Consider the following 23,677-nt stretch of genomic DNA (forward strand, 5'->3'; position numbering starts at 1 on the left):
GCGATGGCGCGCGCGTTTGTGCTGGTTATGGACTCGTTCGGCATCGGTGCGGCCCCCGACGCGGCGCGCTTCGGCGATGTGGGGGCCGACACCTGGGGCCATATCCGCGCGGCGCACAAGCCGTACGTGCCCAATCTCGTGCGCCTTGGTCTTGATGCCGCCCACGCGACCGCGACCGGTTTGCGTTACGACGGCCCGCCGCCGCAAGCCTGGCACGGGGCCGCGCGCGAGCGTTCGTTCGGCAAGGACACGCCCTCGGGCCATTGGGAAATGGCGGGGGTACCCGTCGAATTCGATTGGGGCTATTTCCCGAAGACCGTGCCGAGCTTTCCGGCGGCTTTGATTTCCGAACTCGTCGCGAAGGCAAAGCTGCCCGGCGTGCTCGGCGATTGCCACGCTTCGGGCACGCAGATCATCGACGAACTCGGGCTCGAGCATATCGCGACGGGCAAACCCATCGTCTATACCTCGGCCGACAGCGTGTTCCAGATTGCCGCGCACGAAAGCCATTTCGGCCTCGCTCGGCTGCTCGAGCTCTGCAAGATCGCGTTCGAGCTTGTGCAACCCTACAAAATCGCGCGCGTGATCGCACGGCCCTTTGTGGGCGACACTCCCGGCCGCTTCAAGCGCACGGCCAATCGCAAAGACTATGCGGTGCGCCCGCCCGCCCCCACTTTGTTCGACAAACTCACGGACGCCGGGCGCAAGACGATCGCCATCGGCAAGATCGGCGACATCTATGCCCATCAAGGCACGCAGGAAGAAATCAAAGCCGACGGCAACGACGATTTGATGGTCAAGACTTTGGCCGCGATCGCCTCGGCCCCCGACGGCAGCTTCACGATGACCAACTTCGTCGATTTCGACACGCTCTTCGGCCATCGCCGCGATGCGGCCGGATACGCCGCAGCCTTGGCGGAATTCGACCGGCATCTGCCCACGGTCGAAGCCGCACTGCGCCCCGGCGATATCGCCGTATTGACCGCCGACCATGGCTGCGACCCGACCTGGCCCGGCAGCGACCATACGCGCGAACATGTGCCCGTGCTGTGCTTCGGTCCCGGCCTCGAAGGCCGGGACCTCGGCGCACGCGACAGTTTTGCCGATATCGGCCAGAGCTTGGCAGCCCATCTCGGCATCGCCCCGCTCGGCCACGGCAAGAGCTTTATCTAGCCTGCCCCCGCTTAACCAAGCCAAGCCGCGCGGTGGTCTTTGGCATAGGTCGCAAACGCGATCGGCTTGCGGCCCACGATTTTTTCGACCGAATCCTCGATGCGCGCCGCATAGCCCGCCTTGAAGTAACCGAGAATGACGAGCAGGAACTCGGCATAGGCCTGCGGTAAGCCAGCGCCGAGCAGGCCTTGCAGCATTGCTTCGGGGGCGATGTCTTCAAACGTGATTCTTTTACCTGTTTCGCACGAGAGGATAGCCGCAACTGCATCGTGGTCGAGCGCTTCGCTGCCCGTAAGGTCGAAAGCTTGGCCGTCATAGCGGCTCGACGTCAGCAATTTGGCCGCAACGGCCGCAATGTCGCGCGCATCGATGAAACTGCCTTTGGCCGTGCCCACTGGTAGGCGGATTTTTCCTTCCGCCAGGATCGAGCCAATCCAATAGCTGTTGAAATTCTGCATGAACCAGTTCGGGCGCACGATGTTGTAGGCAAGGCCCGCCTTCTCGAGATGCAATTCGGCTTTGCGCAGCGGTGCGGCATCGTCGGCATTGGCCCCCATCGCGGTCATCAGCACGATCTTGCCGACACCCGCCGCTTTGGCCGCGTCGATAAGCGGGATCATCAACTGATCCTGGTTCGTGAAGCCGGGCGGCGACAAGAAGAATGCGCGCGCCACGCCGCCAAACGCCGCCGCGCGGCCTTCGCCGGTCGCGAGATTCAAATGTACCTCGTCCGCCTGCTGCGGCTGTTTGCTCGTGGCCCTCAGAACCGTTTCGTCCTTGGCAGTCAAAAGCCGCACGAGATTGCTGCCGACCGTGCCGTTCGCGCCGACGACCAAAGTTTTTGCCATGTGGATGTTCCTTTGCGGATGAGATCGAGGCCGCAGGTTCGCCGGAAAAGATGGAACGTTTAATGGCTAAAAATACAGTTTCCATGTCTAAACGTACTGATATATCGTATTCTACGATGGATTTGTTGAGCGATATTCTGCGCCAGGCGGGCCTGCGCCATCGCGTGCTCGATCTGCGCGCCTTGACGCCTGCCCAAGCGCTGCGCTTTCCGTGCGACAAGAGCCTTGGCCTGCATGTGGCGCTGCAAGGCCCCGTCTATATCCACAGCCCGGGGCGGGCGGCACCGCTCGCCTTGCAGTCCGGCGATATCGCGATCATGGCGCGGGGGCACGACCATGTGGTTGCGACCGATACCAAGCTCGACAAACGCCGCATTGCGACGATCTTCGACCAGCCGACAGGCAGTGTGCGCCCGCTCGTGCCGGTCGGGCGCTGCCGGCTCATCAGCGGCGCCTACCAATTCTGGAACGCGCCGATCCATCCGTTTTTCGCCACGCTGCCCGATTGGTTCGTGCTGCGGGGGGCCGAATTGCCGCGCCTGGGGCCCGTCGCGTTGACCGTGGGCCTCGTCGGCGAAGAAGCCGCCAATGCGGGGCCCGGGGCGCAGACGATTCTGCACGGGCTGCTCGACGTGCTGTTCGCCTATCTGCTGCGCGAGATCGCGGCGCGCAATGCAGAAACCGGTCCCGGCCTCGGCAAAGCGTTGGCCGATGCGCATGTGAAACAGGCGATCGCGTTGATGCATGCCGACTATGCGCGCGGCTGGACGCTGGAGGCGCTGGCCGAAGCGGTCGGCCTGTCGCGCACGCGGCTCGCCGAACGGTTCCGCGCGGCCATGGACGACACGCCGCTTTCCTACTTGCGCACTGTGCGCATGCAAGCCGCGATGCGGCTCTTGAGCGAAACCGACAAGAAGCTCGACGACGTCGCGGCGCAAGTGGGCTACCAGGACGCGTTCGGTTTCTCGAAGGTGTTCAAGCGCACGGTTGGCGTCGCGCCCAAGGAATTCCGCCGCCGCGACCACGAAGACCGCGCTTCGCCGTGGCGGCTTACCGCATCGTGACCGAGCGTTCCGCTTTTTTGCGGGCGATTTGACGCACGTCAATTCGTGCACGCGGCGACTTGGGCACACTCGGGTCTATGCAAAACCCGGAAACGCTGTCCCGCGCCGAAACGCTCGTCCCCCGCTACACGAGCTATCCCACCGCCCCGCATTTCACGCCGCAGGTCGGGGCCACCGCCGTCGGCGGCTGGCTCGAGCGGCTCGATCCCACGCACGGCGTGTCGGTCTATATCCACGTGCCGTTCTGCGCAAAGCTGTGCTGGTATTGCGGCTGCAACACCAGTGTGTCGGCTCGCTACGAGCCGGTGCGCAGCTATTTCGACACGCTGCTCGACGAAATCGCCGCCGTGCGTGCGCTGCTCAGCGGCAAGCTGCGCGCAAGCCACGTGCATCTGGGCGGCGGCACGCCGAATGCGCTCGCTGCAGCCGATCTGGCCCGCCTCGCCGACGCTTTGCGCAACACGTTTGCGTTCGATGCCGACACGCGCTTCGAGGTCGAGATCGATCCGCGCACGCTCGATGCCGCGACCGCACGTGCACTCGCTGACGCCGGTGTCACGCGCGTCAATCTCGGCATCCAGGATTTCGACCCGAAAGTGCAGTCGGCCATCAACCGCATCCAACCGCTCGAGCTTGTCGGCGAGAAGCTGGCCCTGCTCTACGGGGCCGGCCTCGAACAGTTCGGCGTGGATCTGCTCTACGGCCTGCCCTACCAAACGCCCGACACGCTCGCGCGCACGGTGGCACAGGTGGACGAGTTGGGTGCGAGCCGCGTGGCTTTGTTCGGCTATGCGCATGTGCCGTGGATGAAGCCGCACCAGAAACTCCTCGAGCCGCACGGCCTGCCCGACACGGCCGAGCGTTTGGCGCTCGCCGCCTCGGCGCATGTGGCATTGGCGCAGCGCGGCTATGCGCGCATCGGCATCGACCATTTCGCGCGTCCCGACGACGAAATCGCCGTGGCGGCGCGCGACGGCGTGCTGCGGCGCAACTTCCAGGGCTACACGACCGACACGGCCGACACGCTGCTGGGCTTCGGCCCGTCGGCGATTTCGGCCTACGCGCAAGGCTATGCGCAGAACCATACGCGCCTCGACAGTTGGCAAGCTTCGGTCAAAGAAGGCAGCTTGCCGGTCGCGCGCGGCTTGAGCCTCAGCGGCGAAGACCGCGTGCGGCGCAACGCGATCGAACGGCTGATGTGCGACATGACGGTCGATCTCGGCAAAATCGCGCAAGCGCATCGGCTCGCCGCCCACCCGCTCGATTATTTCGCGACGTCGCTCGCCCAGATCGACCGGTTGGCGGCGGACGGGCTGTGCATCCGCAACGGCCTGCGCGTCACAGTACCGCCCGGCATGGCCAACTACGCGCGCATCGTCGCGTCCGCGTTCGACCAATATCTGGCGCGCGGCGACGCCAAGCATTCGGTCGCGGTCTAAACCGCTCGACCTTGGGCGAAGGCGGCTGTTTAATGGCGGCATGACCCGCCAGACAGCCCTTGCCGCCGCCGCCCGCTATTTCGACAGCGGTGCTCTCAAAACCGATCTTGCGCGCCGTATCGCGTTCAAGACCGAAAGCCAAAACCCCGATCGCAGCGCCGAGCTTGCCGCCTATCTCGAAACCGAGATGCGGTCGAGCTTCGAAGCCCTCGGCTTTAAGGTCGAACTGCTCGCCCATCCGCGCGCCAAGGGGCCGTTTTTGCTAGCCACCCGCCTCGAGGATCCGGCGGCCCCCACCGTGTTCGGCTACGGGCACGGCGACGTGATCCGCGGCCAGGATGCGCAATGGCAAGACGGCCTGTCGCCATGGCAGCTCGTCGAAACCGACGAGCGTTGGTACGGGCGCGGGACGGCCGACAACAAAGGCCAGCACACGATCAATCTGGGAGCACTCGCCGCCGTCATCGAAGCGCGCGGCAAGCTCGGCTTCAACGCGAAGTATCTCATCGAGATGGGCGAGGAAGTGGGCTCGCCGGGTTTGCGCGAATTGTGCGCCGCGCACAAAGAAAAATTCGCCGCCGACGTTTTGATCGCGTCCGACGGGCCGCGCCTCAGCGCCGAGCGGCCGACTTTGTTTTTGGGTTCGCGCGGGTCGATGAATTTCGATCTCGAGATCGACGCGCGCGGCGGTGCGCACCATTCCGGCAATTGGGGTGGGCTCATCTCCAATCCGGGCCTGCAATTGGCGCACGCGATCGCCTGCATCGCCGGGCCCACGGGCCAGATCCGCGTGGCCGATTGGGTGCCGCGCGAATTTCCGGCTTCCGTGCGCGATGCGTTGGCCGACTGCGAAGTGGATGGCGGTGCGGACGGCCCCAAGGTCGAGCCCCTTTGGGGCGAGCCTGGCCTCACGCCCGCCGAGCGCGTGTTCGGCTGGAATGCGTTCGAAGTGCTCGCGTTTCGCACCGGCAATCCCGACAACCCGGTCAACGCGATCCCGGCCAAGGCGTGGGCGCGCTGCCAGTTGCGCTTCGTCGTCGGCACCGAGCCCGAGACGATCCTGCCGGCCTTGCGCCGCCATCTCGATCGGCACGGTTTTGCGATGGTCAAGATCGCCGCCGCGCGCGAAGAGATTTTCCGCGCGACGCGCCTCGATCCCGAACATCCGTGGGTTCAGTTTGCGCGCGACAGTCTTGCAAAAACCGCGAACGCGAAGCCTGCGATCCTGCCCAATCTCGGCGGTTCGCTGCCCAACGACATTTTCAGCGAAGTGCTAGGCCTGCCGACTGTATGGATCCCGCATTCGTATCCGGCCTGCCGCCAGCACGCGCCCGACGAACACATGCTGCCGCATGTGGCGCGCCAGGGCGTGCAGCTGATGGCCGGGCTCTATTGGGACATCGGCGAGAAGCCGCGCGCCTGACCCCGCCCGCCCGCTCCCGCGAGATTGACAAAACGTCGCAGCGTGTCGTTATATCCGAGTGGATATAGCGGGGGTGATGCGGGGTGAAACGCGTTCTGGCAATCGTTGTTGCGTTGTTGGCGCTGGGCACACCTGCCCACGCGCAAACGCAGCTGATCTATGCGGCGGCTTCGCTCACCGATGCGCTGAAGGAAGCCGTGACGGCCACCGGCAACGCCGCGCGCTTTTCGTTTGCGGCGTCGTCCACGCTCGCGCGCCAGATCGAAAACGGTGCTCCCGCCGACATTTTCGCGTCGGCCGACGAGGAATGGGCCGACTATCTCCAGCAGCGCGGCAAGCTCGTGGCCGACACGCGGCGCAGCTTTCTGTCGAACCGCCTTGTGATCGTGGCCCCTGCCGACCAACCGACCCCCTTGGCGCTCGAAACGCCCGGCGCCTTCGCGGCGCGCCTCGGCAACGGCCGCCTTGCGACCGGCGATCCAGCACACGTGCCGGTCGGGCGCTATGCGCAGCAAGCACTCGCATCGCTCGGGCTGTGGACGCTTGCCGAACCGCGGCTCGCGCGCGCGGAATCGGTGCGCGCGGCCATGGCGCTCGTCGAACGCGGCGAAGTACCGCTCGGCATCGTCTACGCAACCGATGCGGCAGCAGCCCCGCGCGTCGTACGCGTGGCCACCTTCCCGGCCACGAGCCACGCGCGTATCTCGTATCCGTTCGCACTGGTTGCCGGCCGCGACACGGGCGCCAATCGCCGCCTGCTCGACGCCCTGCAATCGCCGGTCGCTTTGGCCGTGTTCGCCAAACACGGCTTTGCCGTCGACTGACATGCCGGATTTCACGCAAGCCGAACTCGCCGCGATCGGCTTGAGCCTGCGCATTGCGCTGACGGCGGTGGCCACCGCTTTGCCGCCCGCGATCCTCGTGGCATGGCTGCTCGCGCGCCGCGACTTTCCCGGCAAAGCGCTGCTCGATGCGGCCGTGCATCTGCCGCTAGTGCTGCCGCCGGTCGTGGTCGGCTACGCCCTCTTGCTGCTTCTCGGCGTGCGCGGCCCCCTGGGTGCCTGGCTAGAAGCACAGTTCGGCATCCGCCTTGTGTTCACGGCCGCAGGGGCGACGCTTGCGACGGCCGTGATGGTATTCCCGCTGCTTGTGCGCGCAATCCGCATTTCGGTCGAAGCGCTCGATCCGGGCCTCGACGAGGCGGCGCGCACTTTGGGCGCAAGCGCGCTCGACCGCTTCTTTACGATCTCGCTGCCGCTGATTGCCCCCGGCATTCTCGCCGGTGCGGTGATCGCGTTTGCGGCAAGCTTGGGCGAGTTCGGCGCTGTCATCACCTTCGCCTCGAACGTGCCCGGCGAAACCCAGACCTTACCACTCGCGATCTATGCCGCCACGCAAAGCCCGGGCGGCGACGCGACGGCCGCCAAGCTCGCGGCCGTGTCGCTCATACTTGCCATCGGCGGCCTCGTGCTCGCCGAGGCGATCGCCAAGCACATGCGCAAACGTTTCGGCCGCTGATGCCGCAACTCGATTTCCGCCTGAAGCAAGGTACGTTTGCGCTCGACGTGAAGCTCGATGCGGCCACCGGCGGCGTGCTGGCGCTGTTCGGCCGTTCGGGGGCCGGCAAAACCACAATCGTGCGCGCGATCGCGGGCCTCGTGCGGCCCACCGCCGGCACGATCAAAATCGCAGGCCGTACTTTGTTCGATGCCGCCGCCGGCATCGACGTGCCGACGACGCAGCGCCGCATCGGCTACGTGTTCCAGGATGCGCGGCTGTTTCCGCATCTGCGCGTGGCGGCCAATCTGCGCTACGGGCAGGCGCGCGCGGGCAGCAGCAAGGGTATTGAATTCGACGCCGTCGTCGATCTGCTGGGTTTGCGCGATCTTTTGGCGCGCCATCCGTTCGGCCTGTCGGGCGGCGAGCGCCAGCGCGTTGCGATCGGCCGCGCCTTGCTGGCCCAGCCCGACATTCTGCTGCTCGACGAGCCGCTCGCCTCGCTCGATGCGCCCCGCAAGGCCGAATTGCTGCCCTATCTCGAGGCGCTGCATGCGCGCACGCACGTGCCGATCGTCTATGTGAGCCACGCGCTCGACGAGGTCGTGCGCCTGGCCGACACGCTCGCGATCGTCGATGGCGGGCGCATTGCGGCGTGCGGGGGCTTGGCGGACGTGATGTCGCGGCTCGATCTGCGCCCGCTTGTCGGGCGGTTCGAGGCGGGGGCTGCGATCGACACGACCTTGCTGCGGCACGATGCCGCCTATGCGCTGAGCTATCTGGCGTTCGGCGGCACGGAAATGGCCGTGCCGCAGATCGACGCCGAACCGGGCGCGTTCGTGCGCGTGCGCATCCGGGCGCGCGACGTGCTGCTGGCAACACAGCGCCCGGAGGGATTGTCGGCGCGCAACGTTTTGGCCGGCAATATCGTCGATTTGATCCCTGAAACCGGAGCTTACGCCGAACTTGCCGTCGTCGTTGGCGGCCAGCGCCTGGTCGCGCGCATCACGCGGGCGGCCCTCGATGCACTCGATCTCGCGCTTGGCAGCCCGGTTTTTGCGGTGGTCAAGGCGGTCGCCGTCGAGCGGATCGTGCGGCGCCGAGATTCGTCTGGACGAAATGCGGAGTGATGCCTAATCCTGCGCTCCTGCCGCCCGAGCCAGGAGCCCCTATGGACCTCAAATCCTATATCCACGATGTGCCGGACTTTCCCAAGCCCGGCATTCTGTTCCGCGACATCTCGCCGCTGCTGGCCTCGGCCGTCGCGTGGAAGGCGGCCGTCGACCGGCTCGCCGAGGCGATCGCCCCCTATAAGCCCGATCTGCTCGCCGGCATCGAAAGCCGCGGCTTTCTGGTGACGGCCCCGCTCGCACTCACGATGGGCTGCGGCTTCATGATGGTGCGCAAGCGCGGCAAGCTGCCCGGCAAAACCGTGCCGCACACCTATGCGCTCGAATACGGCGAAGACACGCTCGAGATCCAGGAAAACGCCGTCAAGCCGGGCACGCGCGTGGTCGTGCTCGACGACGTGCTGGCGACCGGCGGCACGCTGAATGCAGCGATCGCGTTGCTGCAGAAATCGGGTGCGGACGTGCGCGCGGCGGCATGCCTCATCGAACTCAAATTCCTCGAGGGTCGCAAACGCCTGCCTGTCGCCTTCGACAGCCTCGTCCAGTACTGAGCCCGCGGCCATGGCAGCCGCGATTGCCCCTGCGATCGTCGCTGCCGCCGCGTTGGCCTTGTGCGGCTGGCTCGTCTGGCGTGCCAGGCACGCGCAGGCCGAGCTCGTGCGCCAGCGCCAGTTGGCGCAAGCCGCCGCCGATTTGTTCTGGGAGGCGGGAAGCGACGGCGCACTTCACGCGCACGCACCCAACCTTGCGCCGTCGCTGGCGGGCTGCCGCACGCTCGCCGAAATCCGCGCGAACCTCGATCCGATGGCAGCCGCAAGGCTCGACGACGCGCTCGACCGGCAGGCGCCGTTTCGCGACGTGATGCTTGCCGGGCCCGGGTCCGACGGGCAGCGCTGCGTGCTTGCCCTTGCGGGCACGCCTATCTTTGCGGGTGGCCGCTATTCGGGCTATCGCGGCACGGCGCGCATCGCGACGCAAGCGGCCGACCTCGAATTCGAGCTCGCCGAGAAGACCGCCGAGCTCGACCAACTGCGCCAGCGCCTCGCCGATTTCACCGCCCTCTCGGCCGACTGGCTGTGGGAGGAAGATTCCGAGCATCGCCTCGTCTATCTCCAGCGCCCGACGCGCGACACGCTCACGCCGATCGAACATTCTTTCATCGGCCTGCGGCGTTGGGAGCGCGGCATCGACACAGCCCTTCACGCCGACATGGACGCGCACAAGGCCGACCTTGCCGCCCGGCGCGAATTCCGCGACTTCCGCCTGCGCCGCGTGCTGCCCGACGGTGCGGACCGCATCGTGACGGTGTCGGGTCGGCCGATCTTCGGCGAAGACGGCGCGTTTCTGGGCTATCGCGGCACGTCCAAAGACATCACGGTCGAACTCGCCGAGGCCGAGCGCACGCAGATCGCCGAGCAGCGCCTGCTGCGCGCCTTCGACTCGCTCGATGCAGCGATCGCGATCTTCGACCGTTCGCACCAGCTCGTCTTCTTCAACCGCGCCTACTGCGAGCGGCTCGGGCTCGGCGACGTGCTGCAGCCCGGCAAGACCTACGAAGAACTGCTCGACGCGATGTTCGCGCGCAAACGCCTCGATTGGCGCGACGGTCCGCGCGGCAGTTGGGACCTCGAACTCGAAAAGATCGATTCGGGCGAGGCCAGCGTGCGCACGATCTTCTATGCCGACGGCAGCGCCGTCGACCGCCGCCTGCAGCCGCTCGACGACGGCGGCTTCGCCGTGATCGCGGTCGACGTCACGCAAGACCGCGCGCGCGCCAAGGAAATCGCCGAAAAGACCCAGATTCTCGAAAGCACGATCGAAAACATCGACGAAGGCATCCTCGTCTACAACGGCGAGACCAAACTCGTGGTGTGGAACGATACCGCTAGGCGCATGCTCGAAATTCCGGCGGAGTTTCCGCTGACCGGATCCGATTTCGCGACCAATCTGCGCTACCAGCTGCAGCGCGGCGATCTTGGACCCGTCGACGACATCGAGGCCGAAATCGCGAATCGTATGGCGCGCAACCGCCAGCCCGTCGCCTCGATCGCCGAAGGCTGGCGCAAAAACGGCCGCTACATCCAGACGCGCCGCTCGCCTTTGCCCGACGGCGGCTGGGTGATGCTGCTGCTCGACCTCACCGAGCGGCGCGAGACCGAAGAAGCGCTGCGCCGCGCCAAGGAAGCCGCGGAAGCCGCCAACCGCGCCAAGTCCGATTTCCTCGCGCATATGAGCCACGAGTTGCGCACGCCGCTCAACGCCGTGATCGGTTTTTCGGAGATCATCTTCCGCGAAATCTTCGGTACGGTCGGCGAGCGGCGCTACGCCGACTATGCGCGCGACATCCACGCGAGCGGCACGCATCTGCTGAACGTGATCAGCGACATTCTGGACATCTCGAAGGCCGAATCGGGCAGTGCGGAACTCGACGAAGAGAAAGTCGACGTCGCAGAGCTTGCGGCCGCAAGCCTGCGGCTGGTCGAGCCGCGCGCGACAGTGGGCAAAGTGCGCGTGATCAAGAAACTCGCACCCGACCTGCCCGACATCCGCGCCGATGCGCGGCGGCTCAAGCAAGTGCTGCTCAATCTCTTGTCGAACGCCGTCAAGTTCACCCCGCCCGGCGGCCATGTGGAACTCGAAGCGCGCGTGGCGGACGATGCGGGCGTGCAGATCGTCGTGCACGACACCGGCATCGGCATGGACCCCAAGGATATTCCGCGCGCCCTCGAACCGTTCGCGCAGGTCGACAACGCCCTGTCGCGCCGCTTCGAGGGAACCGGGCTCGGCCTGCCTTTGTCGCGCAAGCTCGTCGAGTTGCACGGCGGGACGTTGACCATTGCCAGCGAAATCGCCAAAGGCACGAGCGTCGTCGTGCATCTGCCGCCCAACCGCACGCTCGCGCGCGTGCGCCAGATATCGGCCCAAGCTTCGCCATGACGCTGCGCGATCCGCGCCGCAGCTCGCCCGCCGCCTTGCGCAACCGCGAACCCATCCTGGCGGCGCTGCAACGGCATCTGCCGCAGAAATCCGGACGCGTGCTCGAGATCGCGTCGGGTACCGGCGAGCATGCAGTCTTCATGGCGCAAAAACTGCCGCATCTCGTCTGGCAGCCGAGCGATCCCGATGCGGCGAACCGCGATTCGATCGCCGCCTATAGCGAAGACAGCGGCCTCGCCAATCTCATGGCGCCCATTGATCTCGACACCACACAAGCCATCTGGCCTGTGGCGGCGTGCGATGCGATCTTCTGCGCCAACATGGTCCATATCGCGCCGTGGCAGGCGACATTGGGACTGCTGGCGGGGGCCAAGCGCACGCTGGCGCCAAGTGGCGTACTTGTGCTCTACGGCCCCTTTATCGAAGACGGCGTGCCGACGGCCGCCTCCAATCTTGCGTTCGACGCCGATTTGCGCGCGCGCAATTCGGCTTGGGGTCTTCGCCGCGTTGCCGAAATTGCGGCGGCCGCCGCAGGGTTCGATGCCCCGCAGCGCGTTGCGATGCCCGCCAACAATCTATGCCTGGTCTTCGTCCAGAACGGGCTTTAGATCGACCGACACGTCGAGCCGGTGCGCGCCCCCGCCCAGAATGACGCCGCGAATGGGGGCGATGTCGCCGTAGTCGCGGCCCCAACCGAGCACCACATGCTCCTCGCCGACCACGAGATCGTTGGTCGGGTCGAGATCGATCCAGCCCGCCCCCGGCACGAAGGCCGAGATCCAGGCGTGGCTCGCGTCGGCTCCTTGGCGGCGGATCTGCCCTTGCGGCGCGTAGGTGCGGATGTAGCCCGACACGTAGCGCGCCGCGAGCCCCATCGCGCGCACGCCCGCTATCATCGCATGCGCAAAATCCTGGCATACGCCGCGGCGCATCTGCATGACGTCGGCGACCGGTGTCGCCACATTGGTCGCGCGCGGATCGAACGTAAAATCGTTGCGGATGCGCTTGTTGAGATCGAGCAGGCACGCGAGCAGCGGCGCACCCGGCTGGAACGAAGCGGCCGCATAGTCGCGCACGGCATCGTCGATGGCGGCCATGGGCGACGCGCGCACGAATTCGACCGCCTGCGTTTCGACCGGCAGGCCGCCGCCGTCGAGTGCGTCGCGCACCGTCTCCCACGCCGGGGTCGCGTCCGCGTCGGGCACGGGCGCCGCGCGCACTTCGACGAGCGCGCGCGCATCGACGACGAGTTCGGCGTGCGGCTCCTCGAGCGACATGTGGGTGACGGCATTGCCGAAATAGTCGATGCCGTCCTGCACGCGCACGGGGGCGGGCGTGACGATCGTGCCGGCGCGCAGAATGCGCTGGGTCGGCAAAGCGCGCGGCAGCACGCGCATCACGTGGTACGAAAGATCGACGGGTTCTTCGTAGCGGTAGGTGGTGCGGTGCACGACGTCGTAGATCATGGGCGCGGCTCCGCCGCTTGGGAGATCATGGGCGCGGCTCCGCCGCAGGGCCGATCTCGTAGCCGATCGACTGGGCGGTTTTGACGTGGCTGAAATAGGCGCGCGTGATCGCTTCTGAAAGATCGGAGAGCCGCGCGCGCGTGTCGCCGAGCAGAGCTTCGAGGGCTGCCATTGCCGCACGGTCGAAAGTGGAGCCCACGCGCTCGACGTCGAAAAGTTCGATGCCCGCGAGGACCGCGCGCGCGATGCGCTGCTCGGGCTGGGAATAGGCGCGCACGTCGCGCTGCACGAGTTCGCACAGATGCGTTTCGATCTGGCGCAGCTGGTAGGCGATCGCGCGCGGGTTCGTCTCGTCGCACAGCACGAGATCGAGCACGGGGGCGGGCTGCACTGCCGCCATGTAGCGCGTGCGGTAGGTGATGGCACTGTCGCTCACTTCGAGCAGCAGCCGCAGCCATGGCTCGGCCCCCTGGCCCGATGCCGCAAAAACGTCGTGCACGACCGACACGCCGTGCGAGGCGCGCTCGATGCGCTGGCCGAGATCGAGGAAGCGCCAGCCCGAGCCGTGCGTCATGTTTTCGGCCGCCATGCCATGGAAGGCGGCGCACACGCCGATCGTGTAGTCCATGCCTTCGAGCAGCCGGTCGAGATCGCCCGGCTGGCTTTCGAAGCGCAGGCGCGCGTCGCGCATCTGCTCGTTGACGACGTTCCACATGTCGGCCGACAGCCGGTCGCGCACGGTGGGGGCGATACGCTGCAAGGCTTGGAACAGATGTGAGAGGCCCCCCTCGGGCCCGCACGCATGGCCGAGCGCTTCGGCCATCGCCCGCCCGTCGGGCAGGCCGCCGATCGGCCGCTCGATGAGGCCGCGCGCCGCGAGCATGCCCGCCAGTACCTGGAACTCGGCGATTTCGCGCGCCGAACTGCCGCCGGCGGGCGCGCGCATCAGACACGCGCGCATCAGGCGGGCGGCGTTGTCCAAGCGCTCGGTGTAGCGGCCGAGCCAGAACAGATTGTCGGCAAGCCGACTCTGCAGCTCGCCCGCCGAGCGGCGCAACGGCTCGCGCACGGCCGAGGCGCGCGGCCGCACCACGATGGGCGCATGCTCGTGCTGGATGATCCAGGTGTCTTTGGCGGCCCCGCCGCGCTGCATCGAAATGTCGAAGCCGTTGTCGTCGGCGGCCACGCGCGTCATCGCACCGGGCATCGGCACATAGCCGCCTTCGTGGCGGATGAGAAAACAGCGCATCAAGAGCGGGCGCGGTACGAGGCCGTTCTGCGTCCACACCGGCATCGCCGATTTGTGCATGCGCGCTTGCGCCACGTAGCGATGGGGGGCTGCGCGCAGCCGCTCAAGCAAATGGCGGCGGCGCGGGGCGTCGAGCTGGGCGCCGACGACCGAGGCTTCGAGCATGTCGCCCGCAAAACACGGGCGGATCACGTAGTCGTCGAGCCGTCCGGCGACTTCTTCGAACACGGCGCGCTGGCCGAGCCACCAGGTCTCCACCGACGGCATCAGCATCTCTTCGCCGAGCAGATGTTTGGCAAGGCCGGGCAGGAACGGCATCATCGCCGGCGTCTCAACGACACCGGCACCGAGCGCGTTGGCGATCGTGACGTTGCCGGCACGCACCGCATCGACAAGCCCGGCAACGCCGATCGCCGATTCCGGACGCAGCTCGACCGGATCGCAATAATCCTCGTCGAGGCGGCGCAAAACGACATCGACCTGCTGCAGACCGCCCAGCGTCTTTAGATAAAGCTTGGCGTTGCGCACGGTGAGGTCCGCCCCTTCGGCCAGCGTGAGGCCGAGTTGGCGGGCGAGATACACGTGCTCGAAATAGGTTTCGCTGTAGGGTCCGGGTGTCAGCAGCACGATGCGCGGATTTTCGCGCGCACGCGGGGCGAGCTGTGCCAAAGCCGTCTGCCACAATTCGAAGAAGGGTGTGAGCCTGCGCACATTGGCCGACTGGAAAAACTCCGGCAGCGTGCGCATCAGCACGTTGCGGTTTTCGAGCGCGTAGCCCGCCCCCGATGGGGCATTGACGCGGTCCGCGCACACGCGCCAGCGCCCGTCGCGCCCGCGTGCGATGTCGGCGGCATAGAAATGCAGATAGGGTGCGCCGTTGGCGGGCTTGACGCCGTGACAGGCACGCAGGAACGCCGGGTTGGCCTGCACGAGAGCCGGCGGCATCAACCGCTCGCGGATCAGGCTTTGCGCACCATAGACGTCGGCGATGATGCGCTCGAGCAGCGTGGCGCGCTGCACGAGACCTTTTTCGATGTCGCGCCATTCCTCGGCCGGCACGGGCAGCGGAATGAGATCGAACTGCCACGGGCGCTGCGGCTGGCGCGATTCGGCGAACACATTGTAGGTCACGCCGTTTTCGTCGTACTGGCGGCGCGCGCGTTCCATGCGCTCGGCCATCGCACCGGGGGCAAGCGTGCGCAAGGCGCCCATGAGGGCTTGCCAATGGCTGCGAATCTGCCCGGCCCCGGTGACCATCTCGTCGAAGGGCGGAGCAGACGCGTCCGCATCGGACGGTGCGGCACGATTGAGACGTAGGTCTTCCATGCGCGCCTTGGCGGGACTCCGTCGGTTCAGCTCAAGCTTGGCGGGGACGTGCGGCGCAGGTCAAGCGTGAGCGGGAAATCCGGATCAACGGTCGGGACTTGCGGTATCAGAGAACCTGGCGAATGTCCGATCCCGAAGAACCGGGTGCGGCGGCGCGCTTCGGCCTCGTTGGCGTTGACCGGGAAGCGGTCGTAGTTGCGCCCGCCCGGATGCGCCACGTGATAAGTGCAGCCGCCGATCGAGCGCTTGCTCCAGCTATCCACGAGATCGAACACGAGCGGGGCATGCACGCCGACGGTCGGATGCAGGGCCGAGGCCGGATCCCACGCGCGGAAGCGCACACCGGCCACATACTCGCCCTCGACGCCGGTCGGATGCAAAGGAACCCGCACGCCGTTGCAGGCGAGCACATGGCGCTGATCGACGAGATTGCGCACGCGCACCTGCAGCCGCTCGAGCGAGCTGTCGACATAGCGCACGGTGCCGCCGGCCCCCGCCTCTTCGCCCAGCACGTGCCAGGGCTCGAGCGCATGGCGCAGTTCGAGATCCACGCCGCGATAGGCCGCACTGCCGAGCTTGGGAAAGCGGAACTCCCAATGCGGATCGAACCAATTGTCTTCGAACGCGTAACCCGCTTCGCGCAGCGTCTGCAGCACGTCGCCCATGTCTTCGGCGACGAAATGCGGCAGCATGAATTTGTCGTGCACGGTGTTGCCCCAGCGCACGAGCTTGTGCGTGTAGGGCTGCTCCCAGAAATGCGCGACGAGGCTGCGCAGCAGGAGCTGCTGCACGAGACTCATGCGTGCATGGGGCGGCATTTCGAAGGCGCGCAGTTCCACAAGCCCGCGTCGGCCGCCGGCATTGTCCGGCGAAAAGAGCTTGTCGATGCAGAACTCGGTGCGGTGCGTGTTGCCGGTCACGTCGACGAGCACGTTGCGCAGGATGCGGTCCACGAGCCACGGCGCAATGCCGGCTGTTTCCTTGGTCGGCAGCTGCGAGAGGGCGAGCTCAAGCTCGTGCACCTGGTCTTTGCGCGCCTCGTCGATGCGCGGATGCTGCGAGGTGGGGCCGATGAAGAGGCCTGAGAACAGATACGAGAGCGCCGGATGGTTGTGCCAGAAGCGCAACATCGAGCCCAGCAAATCGGGCCTGCGCAGCCACGGCGATTGCGAGGGCGTCTGGCCGCCGAGCACAAAATGATTGCCCCCGCCGGTGCCGACATGGCGGCCGTCGAGCATGAATTTCTCGCTTCCGAGCCGCGTCTGGCGCGCTTCTTCGTAGAGCGAAACCGTGCGGTCGACGAGCTCGCCCCAGTGTTCGGCCGGATGCACATTGACTTCGATCACGCCCGGATCGGGTGTGACCGAGAAATGGGCGACGCGCGGATCGCTCGGCGGCGGATAGCCTTCGATGAGGATCGGCTGGGCGAGATCCTTGGCCGTATCTTCGATATGCGCCACGAGATCGAGATAGTCTTCGATCGTGGGAACTGGCGGCAAAAACACATGCAGCAAACCGTCGCGCGGTTCGACGCACAAGGCCGTGCGCACCATGCCGCTTGCCGATTGCTGCGGGCGCAGGCTCGAGCGCTCGCGTTTGCGCAGATCTTCGATCGCTTGGCGATCGGGCATCGGCTGGCCCTGCGGCCCAATACCCGTGCCAGTACGCGTGTTCGCCGCGGCACCGCCCACCTGCAAGGCGCGCTCGCGCGGATCGCGCTTGGGCAAGGGCGGCAGCGCTTCGAACGGGTCGCGCTCCCAATGGTAGGGATAGTCGCCGGGCGCCGACCACGGCAGAGAGTCAAGCGGCAGACGCAAGCCCATCGGCGAATCGCCGGGGACCAAAAACATGTGCTGCGGCCGCACGAACCAGAAGCCGCTCGACCATTTGCGCGGGCCGCCTTGCCAGCCGCGCGTGATCGGCAAGGCCATGCCGACCGGGCTGTCCAGCCCTTGTTCGAAGACGCGCGCCAGCCGCGCGCGCTCTTCGGCGTCTTTGAGGTTCGATTTGAGCGGATCGACATTCACCGGCAGGCGCTGCTCGCGCCACAGATAGTACCAAGCGTCTTCGTAAGCACGCTGAGCAAAGATCGGCGGAATGCCCAAGCGTTCGCACAGGCGCTGAGCGAAACGCTCGGCATGGTCGAAGCCGACATTGGTCTTCAACGAATCGTCGGCCTGCAAGGCGGGATCGCGCCAAATCGGCTCGCCATCCTTGCGCCAGAAACAGCCCAGCGCCCAGCGCGGCAATTGCTCGCCCGGATACCATTTGCCCTGGCCGTAATGCAGCAAAGCGCCCGGCGACCAGATCTTGCGCAAGCGCTTCAAGAGCTGGCCCGCAAGCCGCCGCTTGGTGGGGCCGAGGGCGGCCGTGTTCCATTCGGCCCCTTCCATGTCGTCGATCGACACGAAGGTGGGCTCGCCGCCCATCGTGAGGCGTACGTCGCCGCGCGTCAGATGCGTGTCGACATGGTGGCCGAGCGCTTCGATGCGCGCCCACGCGGCTTCGTCGTAGGGTTTGGTCGTGCGCGCGGATTCCGCAATGCGCGTGACCTTCATTTCGTGCCCGAATTCGACCTCGGCCTTTTCGATGAGGCCTTCGACGGGGGCCGCCGATTGCGGGGCAGGCGTGGCCGCGAGCGGAATATGGCCCTCGCCCGTCATCAGGCCCGACGTCGGATCGAAACCGATCCAACCGGCACCGGGCAGATAGACCTCCGTCCACGCATGCAGATCGGTGAAATCGATCTCGGTGCCCGACGGCCCGTCGAGCGCCTTCTGGTCGGCCACAAGCTGGATCAGATAGCCCGACACGAAGCGTGCGGCCAACCCGAGATGGCGCAGGATCTGCACGAACAGCCAACCTGTGTCGCGGCACGAGCCCTTGGCGCGCGTGAGCGTCGTTTCGCAATCCTGCACGCCGGGCTCGAGGCGGATAATGTAGCCGATATCCTTCTGCAAGCGCTGGTTGAGGGCGACCAGGAAGTCGATCGTGACGGCCTCTTCGCGCGGCACCTTGGCGAGCCACTGCGCCAGCATGGGCCCGGCCTTGTCGGGCTTCATGAACGGGGCGAGATCGTCGAGCAGCCCGTCTTCGTACTTGAACGGAAATTTCTGCGCGTAAGGCTCGAGGAAAAAATCGAACGGATTCTGCACCGCCATGTCGGCGACGAGATCGACATCGACCGTGAAATGGTCGGTCTTTTCCGGGAACACGAGGCGTGCCAGCCAATTGCCGTGCGGATCTTGCTGCCAATTGAGGAAATGCGGCTCGGGCGAGATTTTCAGCGAATAGGCAAGCACCGGCGTGCGGCTGTGCGGCGCTGGGCGCAGGCGCACCACTTGGGGCCCAAGGGCGATCAGGCGATCGTATTTGTAGGCCGTGCGGTGGTGCAGTGCCACGTTCAGCGTCATGGGCGGGGATTACCTACGGCAGGGGAAAAAGACAGGACAAAAGACGGCGCAAAATGCGCCGGATTGCGGCGTGTTGCAAGGGAGTGCAAGCCGCACGCCAGCTTGCTATGGTCGCGCTCATCGTGACAGCCACACCGCCGCCCGCTCCACCTTTGGCCCCGACCGCTCGTCCGCCCCTGTGGCTGCTGATCGCGATCAGCAGCTGCGCGCCGTTCGCCCTCAACGTGTTCATCCCATCGCTGCCGCGGCTCGCCGAGGCGTTCCAATCGGACTACGGTACGGCGCAGCTTGCTTTGACGCTGTTTCTCGTTGGAATTGCGCTGGGCCAGCCGATCTACGGGCCGCTCTCCGACTGCTATGGCCGCCGCCCGGTGCTGCTCGGCGGCCTGGTGATCGGTTTGTTTGGCAGCATCCTTTGCCTCGTTGCCCCAACCATCGAAATTCTGCTCGTCGGGCGCTTCCTGCAAGCTTTCGGCGGCTGCGTTGGCCTCGTGCTTTCGCGTGCCATGGTACGCGATCTGTTCGCGCGCGACCGTGCGGCCAGCGAACTTGCCTATGTGACGATGGGCATGTCGCTGATGCCGATGGTGGCCCCGTCGATCGGCGGCCTGCTCGACGAGCATTTGGGCTGGCGCGCCAGCTTCGTGCTGCTCACGGCGTTCGTCGCCGTTGTGCTGCTCGGGTCTTGGGCGCGCGCTGCGGAAACCAACCATCAGCGCCAGGCACGCGTCGATTTCGGGCATCTGGCGCGCGGCTGGTCGCTGTTGGTGCGCAGCCCCGTCTTCGTCGGCTACACGCTGGCGATGTCGTTCAATACCGTCGCGTTTTTCGCGTTTCTCGCGGTTGCCCCCTATTTGATGGTCACGGTCATGGGCCGTGCCCCTTCGGAATACGGGTTCTGGTTCGCCGGCTGTGCGGCAAGCTACCTCATCGGCAATTTCGTGACCGGCCGCTACAGCCAGCGCATCGGCCTCGACCGCATGGTGCGGGTCGGCAATGTGTGCAGTTTGGCGGGTACCGGCTTCGGGCTCGTTTGGGCGCTCGCCTTCCCGCTTGAGGTCTGGGCGCTGTTCTTGCCGATTTTCGTGGTCGGCATCGCGCATGGATTTTCGCAGCCCAATCTCATTGCAGGGGCCGTCAGCGTCGATCCAAGGCTCGCAGGCTCGGCCTCGGGCCTGCTCGGTTTCGTGCAGATGTCGCTGGGGGCGATCGCAACCTTCGTTTTAGGCCATATCCAAGACGGCACCAGCCTGCCGCTCGCAAGCCTCATGTTCGGTTGCGCGCTCGTGTCGCTCGGTAGCCATCAGCTTGCGAGCAACAGCCGCTTGAGCATTGCAAAACCAGCCGAATGACCTTATTCATGGCCTATGAGCACAGAAGAAAAGAAGCTGAACCTCGACGAAAAGCGGCGCCTGGAGCTGCAGCATATTCTCAATCGCTGCAGCGTGATCGCAGGCATTTTCGACACGCGCATGGACTCGGTGAACTGCAAACAGTTCCACGCGATCCGCGAGATTATGGACATTTATTTGGCCGCCGGCATTCGGGCGATCAACAGCAATGTCGATTTTATGGACGAGAATGTGAAGCTTAAGGACGAGGAAAAAGCGAGCCTCGACGCGATCATTCTGCGGATTTTCGGCGAACAAGAGGTCAAGCCGAACATCGAAGACGCCAAAGGCCCAAAGGCCTGAAAATCTAGCGCGCGCGCACGCGCCACACGCGGCAGGCGGTCGTGCTCTGCTGCTCGAACACGTACAGCACGTTCGGGGCAGCCACGCCCTTTGCATCGGCCAAATCGTCGCCCGGCGACTGGGCAGCACCGTAAGTGCGGCCCGCCAGAACGACCGTGGCGCGATGCTGCTCGAACTGGCCGAAATCGCGCGCCCGGCACGCCGCCGAGGCTTTGGCGTCGTATTTCCCCAGCTCGGCCAAGCTTTTCGGACTGCGCAGCAACACCGGGCGGGGCCGCGCGACTTCCGGGGTGCGTGCGGTCTCGAGCATTTGCGGGCCCACCGGATCGAATTGGCGTTGCAAATGCCGCTCGTCGGTCCGGCGCAGATCTTGCGCTGCAGCCGGGCCAACCGCCGCCGCGATGGTGACTGCCAGCAGGGCTGCCCAAATGCGTTGCATGCCGAAATCTACCACACGAGCATGGTGCGCCGCCGCTCTCGCGGGTAAAATCGAGTCATGCACAGCGATGCGATTCGCCCCGGCCAGCGCTTTGTCAGCCACGAACTCTATTCCTGGGTCGTGGAAGCGGTTCTGCATGACGGCTACAGCGTGCCGCATGCGCGCCTGCGTGCGCTCTACGATCCCGAGGTCACGCGCATCGTCGCGTGCCCGGTGCTGCTGAACCAAGCCCGCTTCCGCCCCGAAAACGCCTGACCAACTAACCGCCCGCGTGAGCGCACGAATATCCGCATTGACTCGGGCTATATAAACGGTATTTTAATAAATTACATTTTGTATTTATGGGAAACAGTATGTATCCGGGCGACTATGCCGAGGCAACCGAGCTCAGCGAACGCCACTATCTGGTGGCGACATTGCTCTACGATTCTTGGCTACCGCGCGCTTTGGTGGCCGACCTCGATCTGGCCGAGCAAAAAGCCATCTATTGGAGCGAGATCTACGGCGCACCGCGCACGCGCATCAGCGAAGTATGGGTCCCGACAAAACGGCCAAAGATGCGGCCAACGCCGCAGGCGGCTTTTGTCGCGATGGCGGCACCCGCCCCGCCTTACCAGCCCCGCCCCCGATCCAGCTGGGCGCAAAGCCTGGCCAAGCTCGATCGGCCCCTCGATCCGACCTATGCCAAGGGCCTCATCGACGGATTTTTGCTGTATGTCGGCACGCAGATCGCCTTGCGCGTTCTCGAAATGCTGAAATTCGGCAGCTTCGGACTCGCCTAACGCTCGACAATGGCCTAGAAGATTTGCGAACCATTCGCATTCTCACGAGGCCGATTTGTCGGACGTCGCCGCAACCCTGCCCCCGCACGCGCCCATCCGGCGGACCGCCCGCCGGACCGCCCAGTTGACGCCTATGGCGTGGTTGGCACTGGCAGCGGCCGGCTTTGCGATGCTGCCGATCGTGGCGGTCGCGGCCAATCTATTGCTGTCGCCGGGCGATGCGTGGGCGCATCTGTGGGCGACGACCCTGCCCGCCATTCTTGCCAACACCGCCTTGCTGCTCGTGGGCGTCGGTGCAGGCACGCTGGTGCTTGGCGTTGCGTGCGCCTGGTTCGTGACGATGTGCCGCTTTCCGTTCAGCCGCGCGCTCGAATTGGGGCTGCTACTGCCGATGGCGATCCCGGCCTACATCATCGGCTACGCCTACACCGACCTGCTGCAATTCGCAGGGCCCGTACAGACGGCCTTGCGCGACGTGTTCGGCTGGCGGCGCGGCGACTATTGGTTTCCCGACATCCAGTCGCTCGGCGGTGCCGTCGCGATGCTCGTCCTCGTGCTTTACCCGTACGTTTATCTGCTCGCGCGCGCGGCGTTTCTCGAACAGTCGGTGTGCGTGCTCGAGGCAAGCCGCGTGTTGGGCCGCAACGCGTGGGGTGCTTTCGCGCGCGTGGCGCTGCCGCTCGCCCGGCCCGCGATCGCGGCGGGGGTCGCCCTCGCCCTCATGGAAGCCTTGGCCGATTTCGGCACCGTGCAGTATTTCGGCGTCGATACCTTCACGACCGCGATCTATCGCACCTGGTTCGGCATGGGCAATCGCATTGCCGCAAGCCAGCTCGCGACCGCCCTGCTCGCCTTCGTGCTCGTGTTGCTGTGGCTCGAGCGCTCCTCGCGCGGGGCCGCGCGCACGCACCACACCACGCGACGCTACCGCCCGCTGGCCCCGTTGCGCCTGACGGGCTGGCACGCGGCCGCCGCATTTGCGACATGCGCGCTGCCCGTCCTGCTCGGCTTCGTCGTACCGGCGATCATGCTGCTGCGCATGGCATGGCGCGAGGGCGATCCGCTGTTCGCCGCGCGCTTTGCCGAATATGCCGGCAACTCGCTTGCGCTGGCGAGCCTTGCTGCCGCCGCAACCGTGGCACTCGCCCTTGCCCTGGCTTACGCGCGGCGTCTGACGCCGACGCCATTGGTGGCGGGTGCCGTGCGCGTGGCCGGTATCGGCTACGCGATCCCGGGCTCGATCGTCGCGGTCGGGATCCTGGTGCCGCTCGGCCTGTTCGACAATGCGCTCGATGCAAGCTTGCGCGCCACGTTCGGCGTGTCGTCGGGGCTGCTGCTGTCCGGCACATTGGTGGCCCTCGTCTATGCCTATGTCGTGCGCTTCCTCGCGGTGGCACTGGGGCCGGTCGAAACCGGCATGGCGAAGATCACGCCAGCGATGGACGATGTGGCGGCAAGCTTGGGGGCGCGAAAGCCCCGCGTTCTGCGCTTCGTGCATATGCCGCTGATGGGCGGCTCGATCCTGACGGCGGCGTTGCTCGTGTTCGTGGACGTGCTCAAAGAACTGCCCGCCACGCTGATCGTGCGCCCCTTCGGCTTCGACACTCTCGCGATACGCGTCTATTCGCTGGCGTCCGACGAGCGCCTGGGCCAAGCCGCGACGGGGTCGGTCGCGATCGTGGCGGCCGGCCTCATTCCCGTCGCGATTCTGAGTTGGATGATCGCGCGCGCACGGCCGGGTGCGGCTGCAACTGCGCGCGCGCGCTGACGCGCCCTTTACACAAGCCCCCGCCAGGG

20 protein-coding genes are annotated in these 23,677 nt (G+C 66.0%); 15 read left to right on the forward strand and 5 right to left on the reverse strand.

The genetic code is table 11. From position 1 onward, the window contains the following. The first annotated feature begins 3 nt into the window (after positions 1-3). Positions 4-1,173, forward strand: a complete 1,170-nt coding sequence (locus tag O9320_01705; protein ID MCZ8309539.1) for a phosphopentomutase — start codon at positions 4-6, stop codon at positions 1,171-1,173. An 11-nt stretch (positions 1,174-1,184) separates the two neighbouring features. On the opposite strand, the gene O9320_01710 is transcribed toward O9320_01705, so the two are convergent. Further along, positions 1,185-2,021: an NAD(P)H-binding protein gene (locus O9320_01710; GenBank protein MCZ8309540.1), complete on the reverse strand. Its 837-nt coding sequence runs from the start codon at positions 2,019-2,021 to the stop codon at positions 1,185-1,187. 125 nt (positions 2,022-2,146) lie between these two features. Here O9320_01710 and O9320_01715 point away from each other — a divergent pair, with 125 nt between their 5' ends. The 9 genes from O9320_01715 to O9320_01755 all read left to right on the forward strand — a co-directional run bounded on the left by O9320_01715 (position 2,147) and on the right by O9320_01755 (position 12,119). Beyond that, positions 2,147-3,085, forward strand: coding sequence for an AraC family transcriptional regulator (locus O9320_01715; GenBank protein MCZ8309541.1), 939 nt, complete (start codon positions 2,147-2,149; stop codon positions 3,083-3,085). A gap of 77 nt (positions 3,086-3,162) precedes the next feature. Next, positions 3,163-4,524 (forward strand): oxygen-independent coproporphyrinogen III oxidase, encoded by a 1,362-nt coding sequence (hemN, locus tag O9320_01720; protein MCZ8309542.1) that lies wholly within the window; start codon positions 3,163-3,165, stop codon positions 4,522-4,524. A 40-nt stretch (positions 4,525-4,564) separates the two neighbouring features. Then, positions 4,565-5,947 (forward strand): M20 family metallopeptidase, encoded by a 1,383-nt coding sequence (locus O9320_01725; protein MCZ8309543.1) that lies wholly within the window; start codon positions 4,565-4,567, stop codon positions 5,945-5,947. 83 nt (positions 5,948-6,030) lie between these two features. Continuing rightward, a complete protein-coding gene (gene modA / locus O9320_01730; protein ID MCZ8309544.1) occupies positions 6,031-6,771 on the forward strand; it encodes a molybdate ABC transporter substrate-binding protein in 741 nt (246 codons plus the stop codon). Between the two features lies 1 nt (position 6,772). Then, positions 6,773-7,465 carry a molybdate ABC transporter permease subunit gene (modB, locus tag O9320_01735; protein MCZ8309545.1) on the forward strand — a complete coding sequence of 231 codons (693 nt, stop codon included), beginning with the start codon at positions 6,773-6,775 and terminating at the stop codon, positions 7,463-7,465. Beyond that, on the forward strand, positions 7,465-8,574 hold the full coding sequence (gene modC, locus O9320_01740) for a molybdenum ABC transporter ATP-binding protein (GenBank protein MCZ8309546.1): 1,110 nt from the start codon (positions 7,465-7,467) through the stop codon (positions 8,572-8,574). The genes modB and modC overlap by 1 nt, the downstream gene beginning before the upstream one ends. Positions 8,575-8,615: 41 nt before the next feature. After that, the gene (locus O9320_01745; GenBank protein ID MCZ8309547.1) at positions 8,616-9,125 is read left to right on the forward strand and encodes an adenine phosphoribosyltransferase; all 510 of its coding nucleotides are present in this window, start codon (positions 8,616-8,618) and stop codon (positions 9,123-9,125) included. Between the two features lie 10 nt (positions 9,126-9,135). Beyond that, a complete protein-coding gene (locus O9320_01750) occupies positions 9,136-11,511 on the forward strand; it encodes a PAS-domain containing protein (protein ID MCZ8309548.1) in 2,376 nt (791 codons plus the stop codon). Continuing rightward, the gene (locus O9320_01755) at positions 11,508-12,119 is read left to right on the forward strand and encodes a DUF938 domain-containing protein (GenBank protein MCZ8309549.1); all 612 of its coding nucleotides are present in this window, start codon (positions 11,508-11,510) and stop codon (positions 12,117-12,119) included. Before O9320_01750 ends, O9320_01755 begins: the two co-directional genes overlap by 4 nt. Here O9320_01755 and O9320_01760 read toward each other — a convergent pair. Genes O9320_01760 through O9320_01770 form a run of 3 tightly spaced genes read right to left on the reverse strand, consistent with a single transcriptional unit; the run spans position 12,087 to position 18,965 of the window. Then, positions 12,087-12,977, reverse strand: a complete 891-nt coding sequence (locus tag O9320_01760) for a transglutaminase family protein (GenBank protein MCZ8309550.1) — start codon at positions 12,975-12,977, stop codon at positions 12,087-12,089. The genes O9320_01755 and O9320_01760 overlap by 33 nt on opposite strands. 25 nt (positions 12,978-13,002) lie before the next feature. Further along, positions 13,003-15,552, reverse strand: coding sequence for a circularly permuted type 2 ATP-grasp protein (locus tag O9320_01765; protein MCZ8309551.1), 2,550 nt, complete (start codon positions 15,550-15,552; stop codon positions 13,003-13,005). Positions 15,553-15,578: 26 nt separating this feature from the next. Next, a complete protein-coding gene (locus O9320_01770) occupies positions 15,579-18,965 on the reverse strand; it encodes a transglutaminase family protein (protein MCZ8309552.1) in 3,387 nt (1,128 codons plus the stop codon). A 107-nt stretch (positions 18,966-19,072) separates the two neighbouring features. On the opposite strand from O9320_01770, the gene O9320_01775 reads away from it, so the two are divergent. Then, the gene (locus tag O9320_01775) at positions 19,073-20,317 is read left to right on the forward strand and encodes a multidrug effflux MFS transporter (protein MCZ8309553.1); all 1,245 of its coding nucleotides are present in this window, start codon (positions 19,073-19,075) and stop codon (positions 20,315-20,317) included. A 15-nt stretch (positions 20,318-20,332) separates the two neighbouring features. Continuing rightward, the gene (locus O9320_01780) at positions 20,333-20,659 is read left to right on the forward strand and encodes a hypothetical protein (GenBank protein MCZ8309554.1); all 327 of its coding nucleotides are present in this window, start codon (positions 20,333-20,335) and stop codon (positions 20,657-20,659) included. 4 nt (positions 20,660-20,663) lie between these two features. Here O9320_01780 and O9320_01785 read toward each other — a convergent pair whose 3' ends face one another. Further along, positions 20,664-21,098 carry a hypothetical protein gene (locus O9320_01785; GenBank protein MCZ8309555.1) on the reverse strand — a complete coding sequence of 145 codons (435 nt, stop codon included), beginning with the start codon at positions 21,096-21,098 and terminating at the stop codon, positions 20,664-20,666. Positions 21,099-21,155: 57 nt separating this feature from the next. Between O9320_01785 and O9320_01790 the strand changes: the two genes are divergently transcribed. From O9320_01790 to O9320_01800, 3 genes are all read left to right on the forward strand, one after another. Continuing rightward, positions 21,156-21,353 carry a hypothetical protein gene (locus O9320_01790; GenBank protein MCZ8309556.1) on the forward strand — a complete coding sequence of 66 codons (198 nt, stop codon included), beginning with the start codon at positions 21,156-21,158 and terminating at the stop codon, positions 21,351-21,353. A gap of 86 nt (positions 21,354-21,439) precedes the next feature. Then, positions 21,440-21,880 (forward strand): hypothetical protein, encoded by a 441-nt coding sequence (locus O9320_01795; protein MCZ8309557.1) that lies wholly within the window; start codon positions 21,440-21,442, stop codon positions 21,878-21,880. A 133-nt stretch (positions 21,881-22,013) separates the two neighbouring features. Continuing rightward, complete coding sequence (locus O9320_01800; GenBank protein MCZ8309558.1) at positions 22,014-23,648, forward strand: iron ABC transporter permease; 1,635 nt, start codon at positions 22,014-22,016, stop codon at positions 23,646-23,648. The last annotated feature ends 29 nt before the right edge of the window (positions 23,649-23,677 follow it).

The sequence above is a fragment of the Magnetospirillum sp. genome (genome assembly GCA_027532905.1).
Taxonomy (GTDB): Bacteria; Pseudomonadota; Alphaproteobacteria; order CACIAM-22H2; family CACIAM-22H2; genus Tagaea.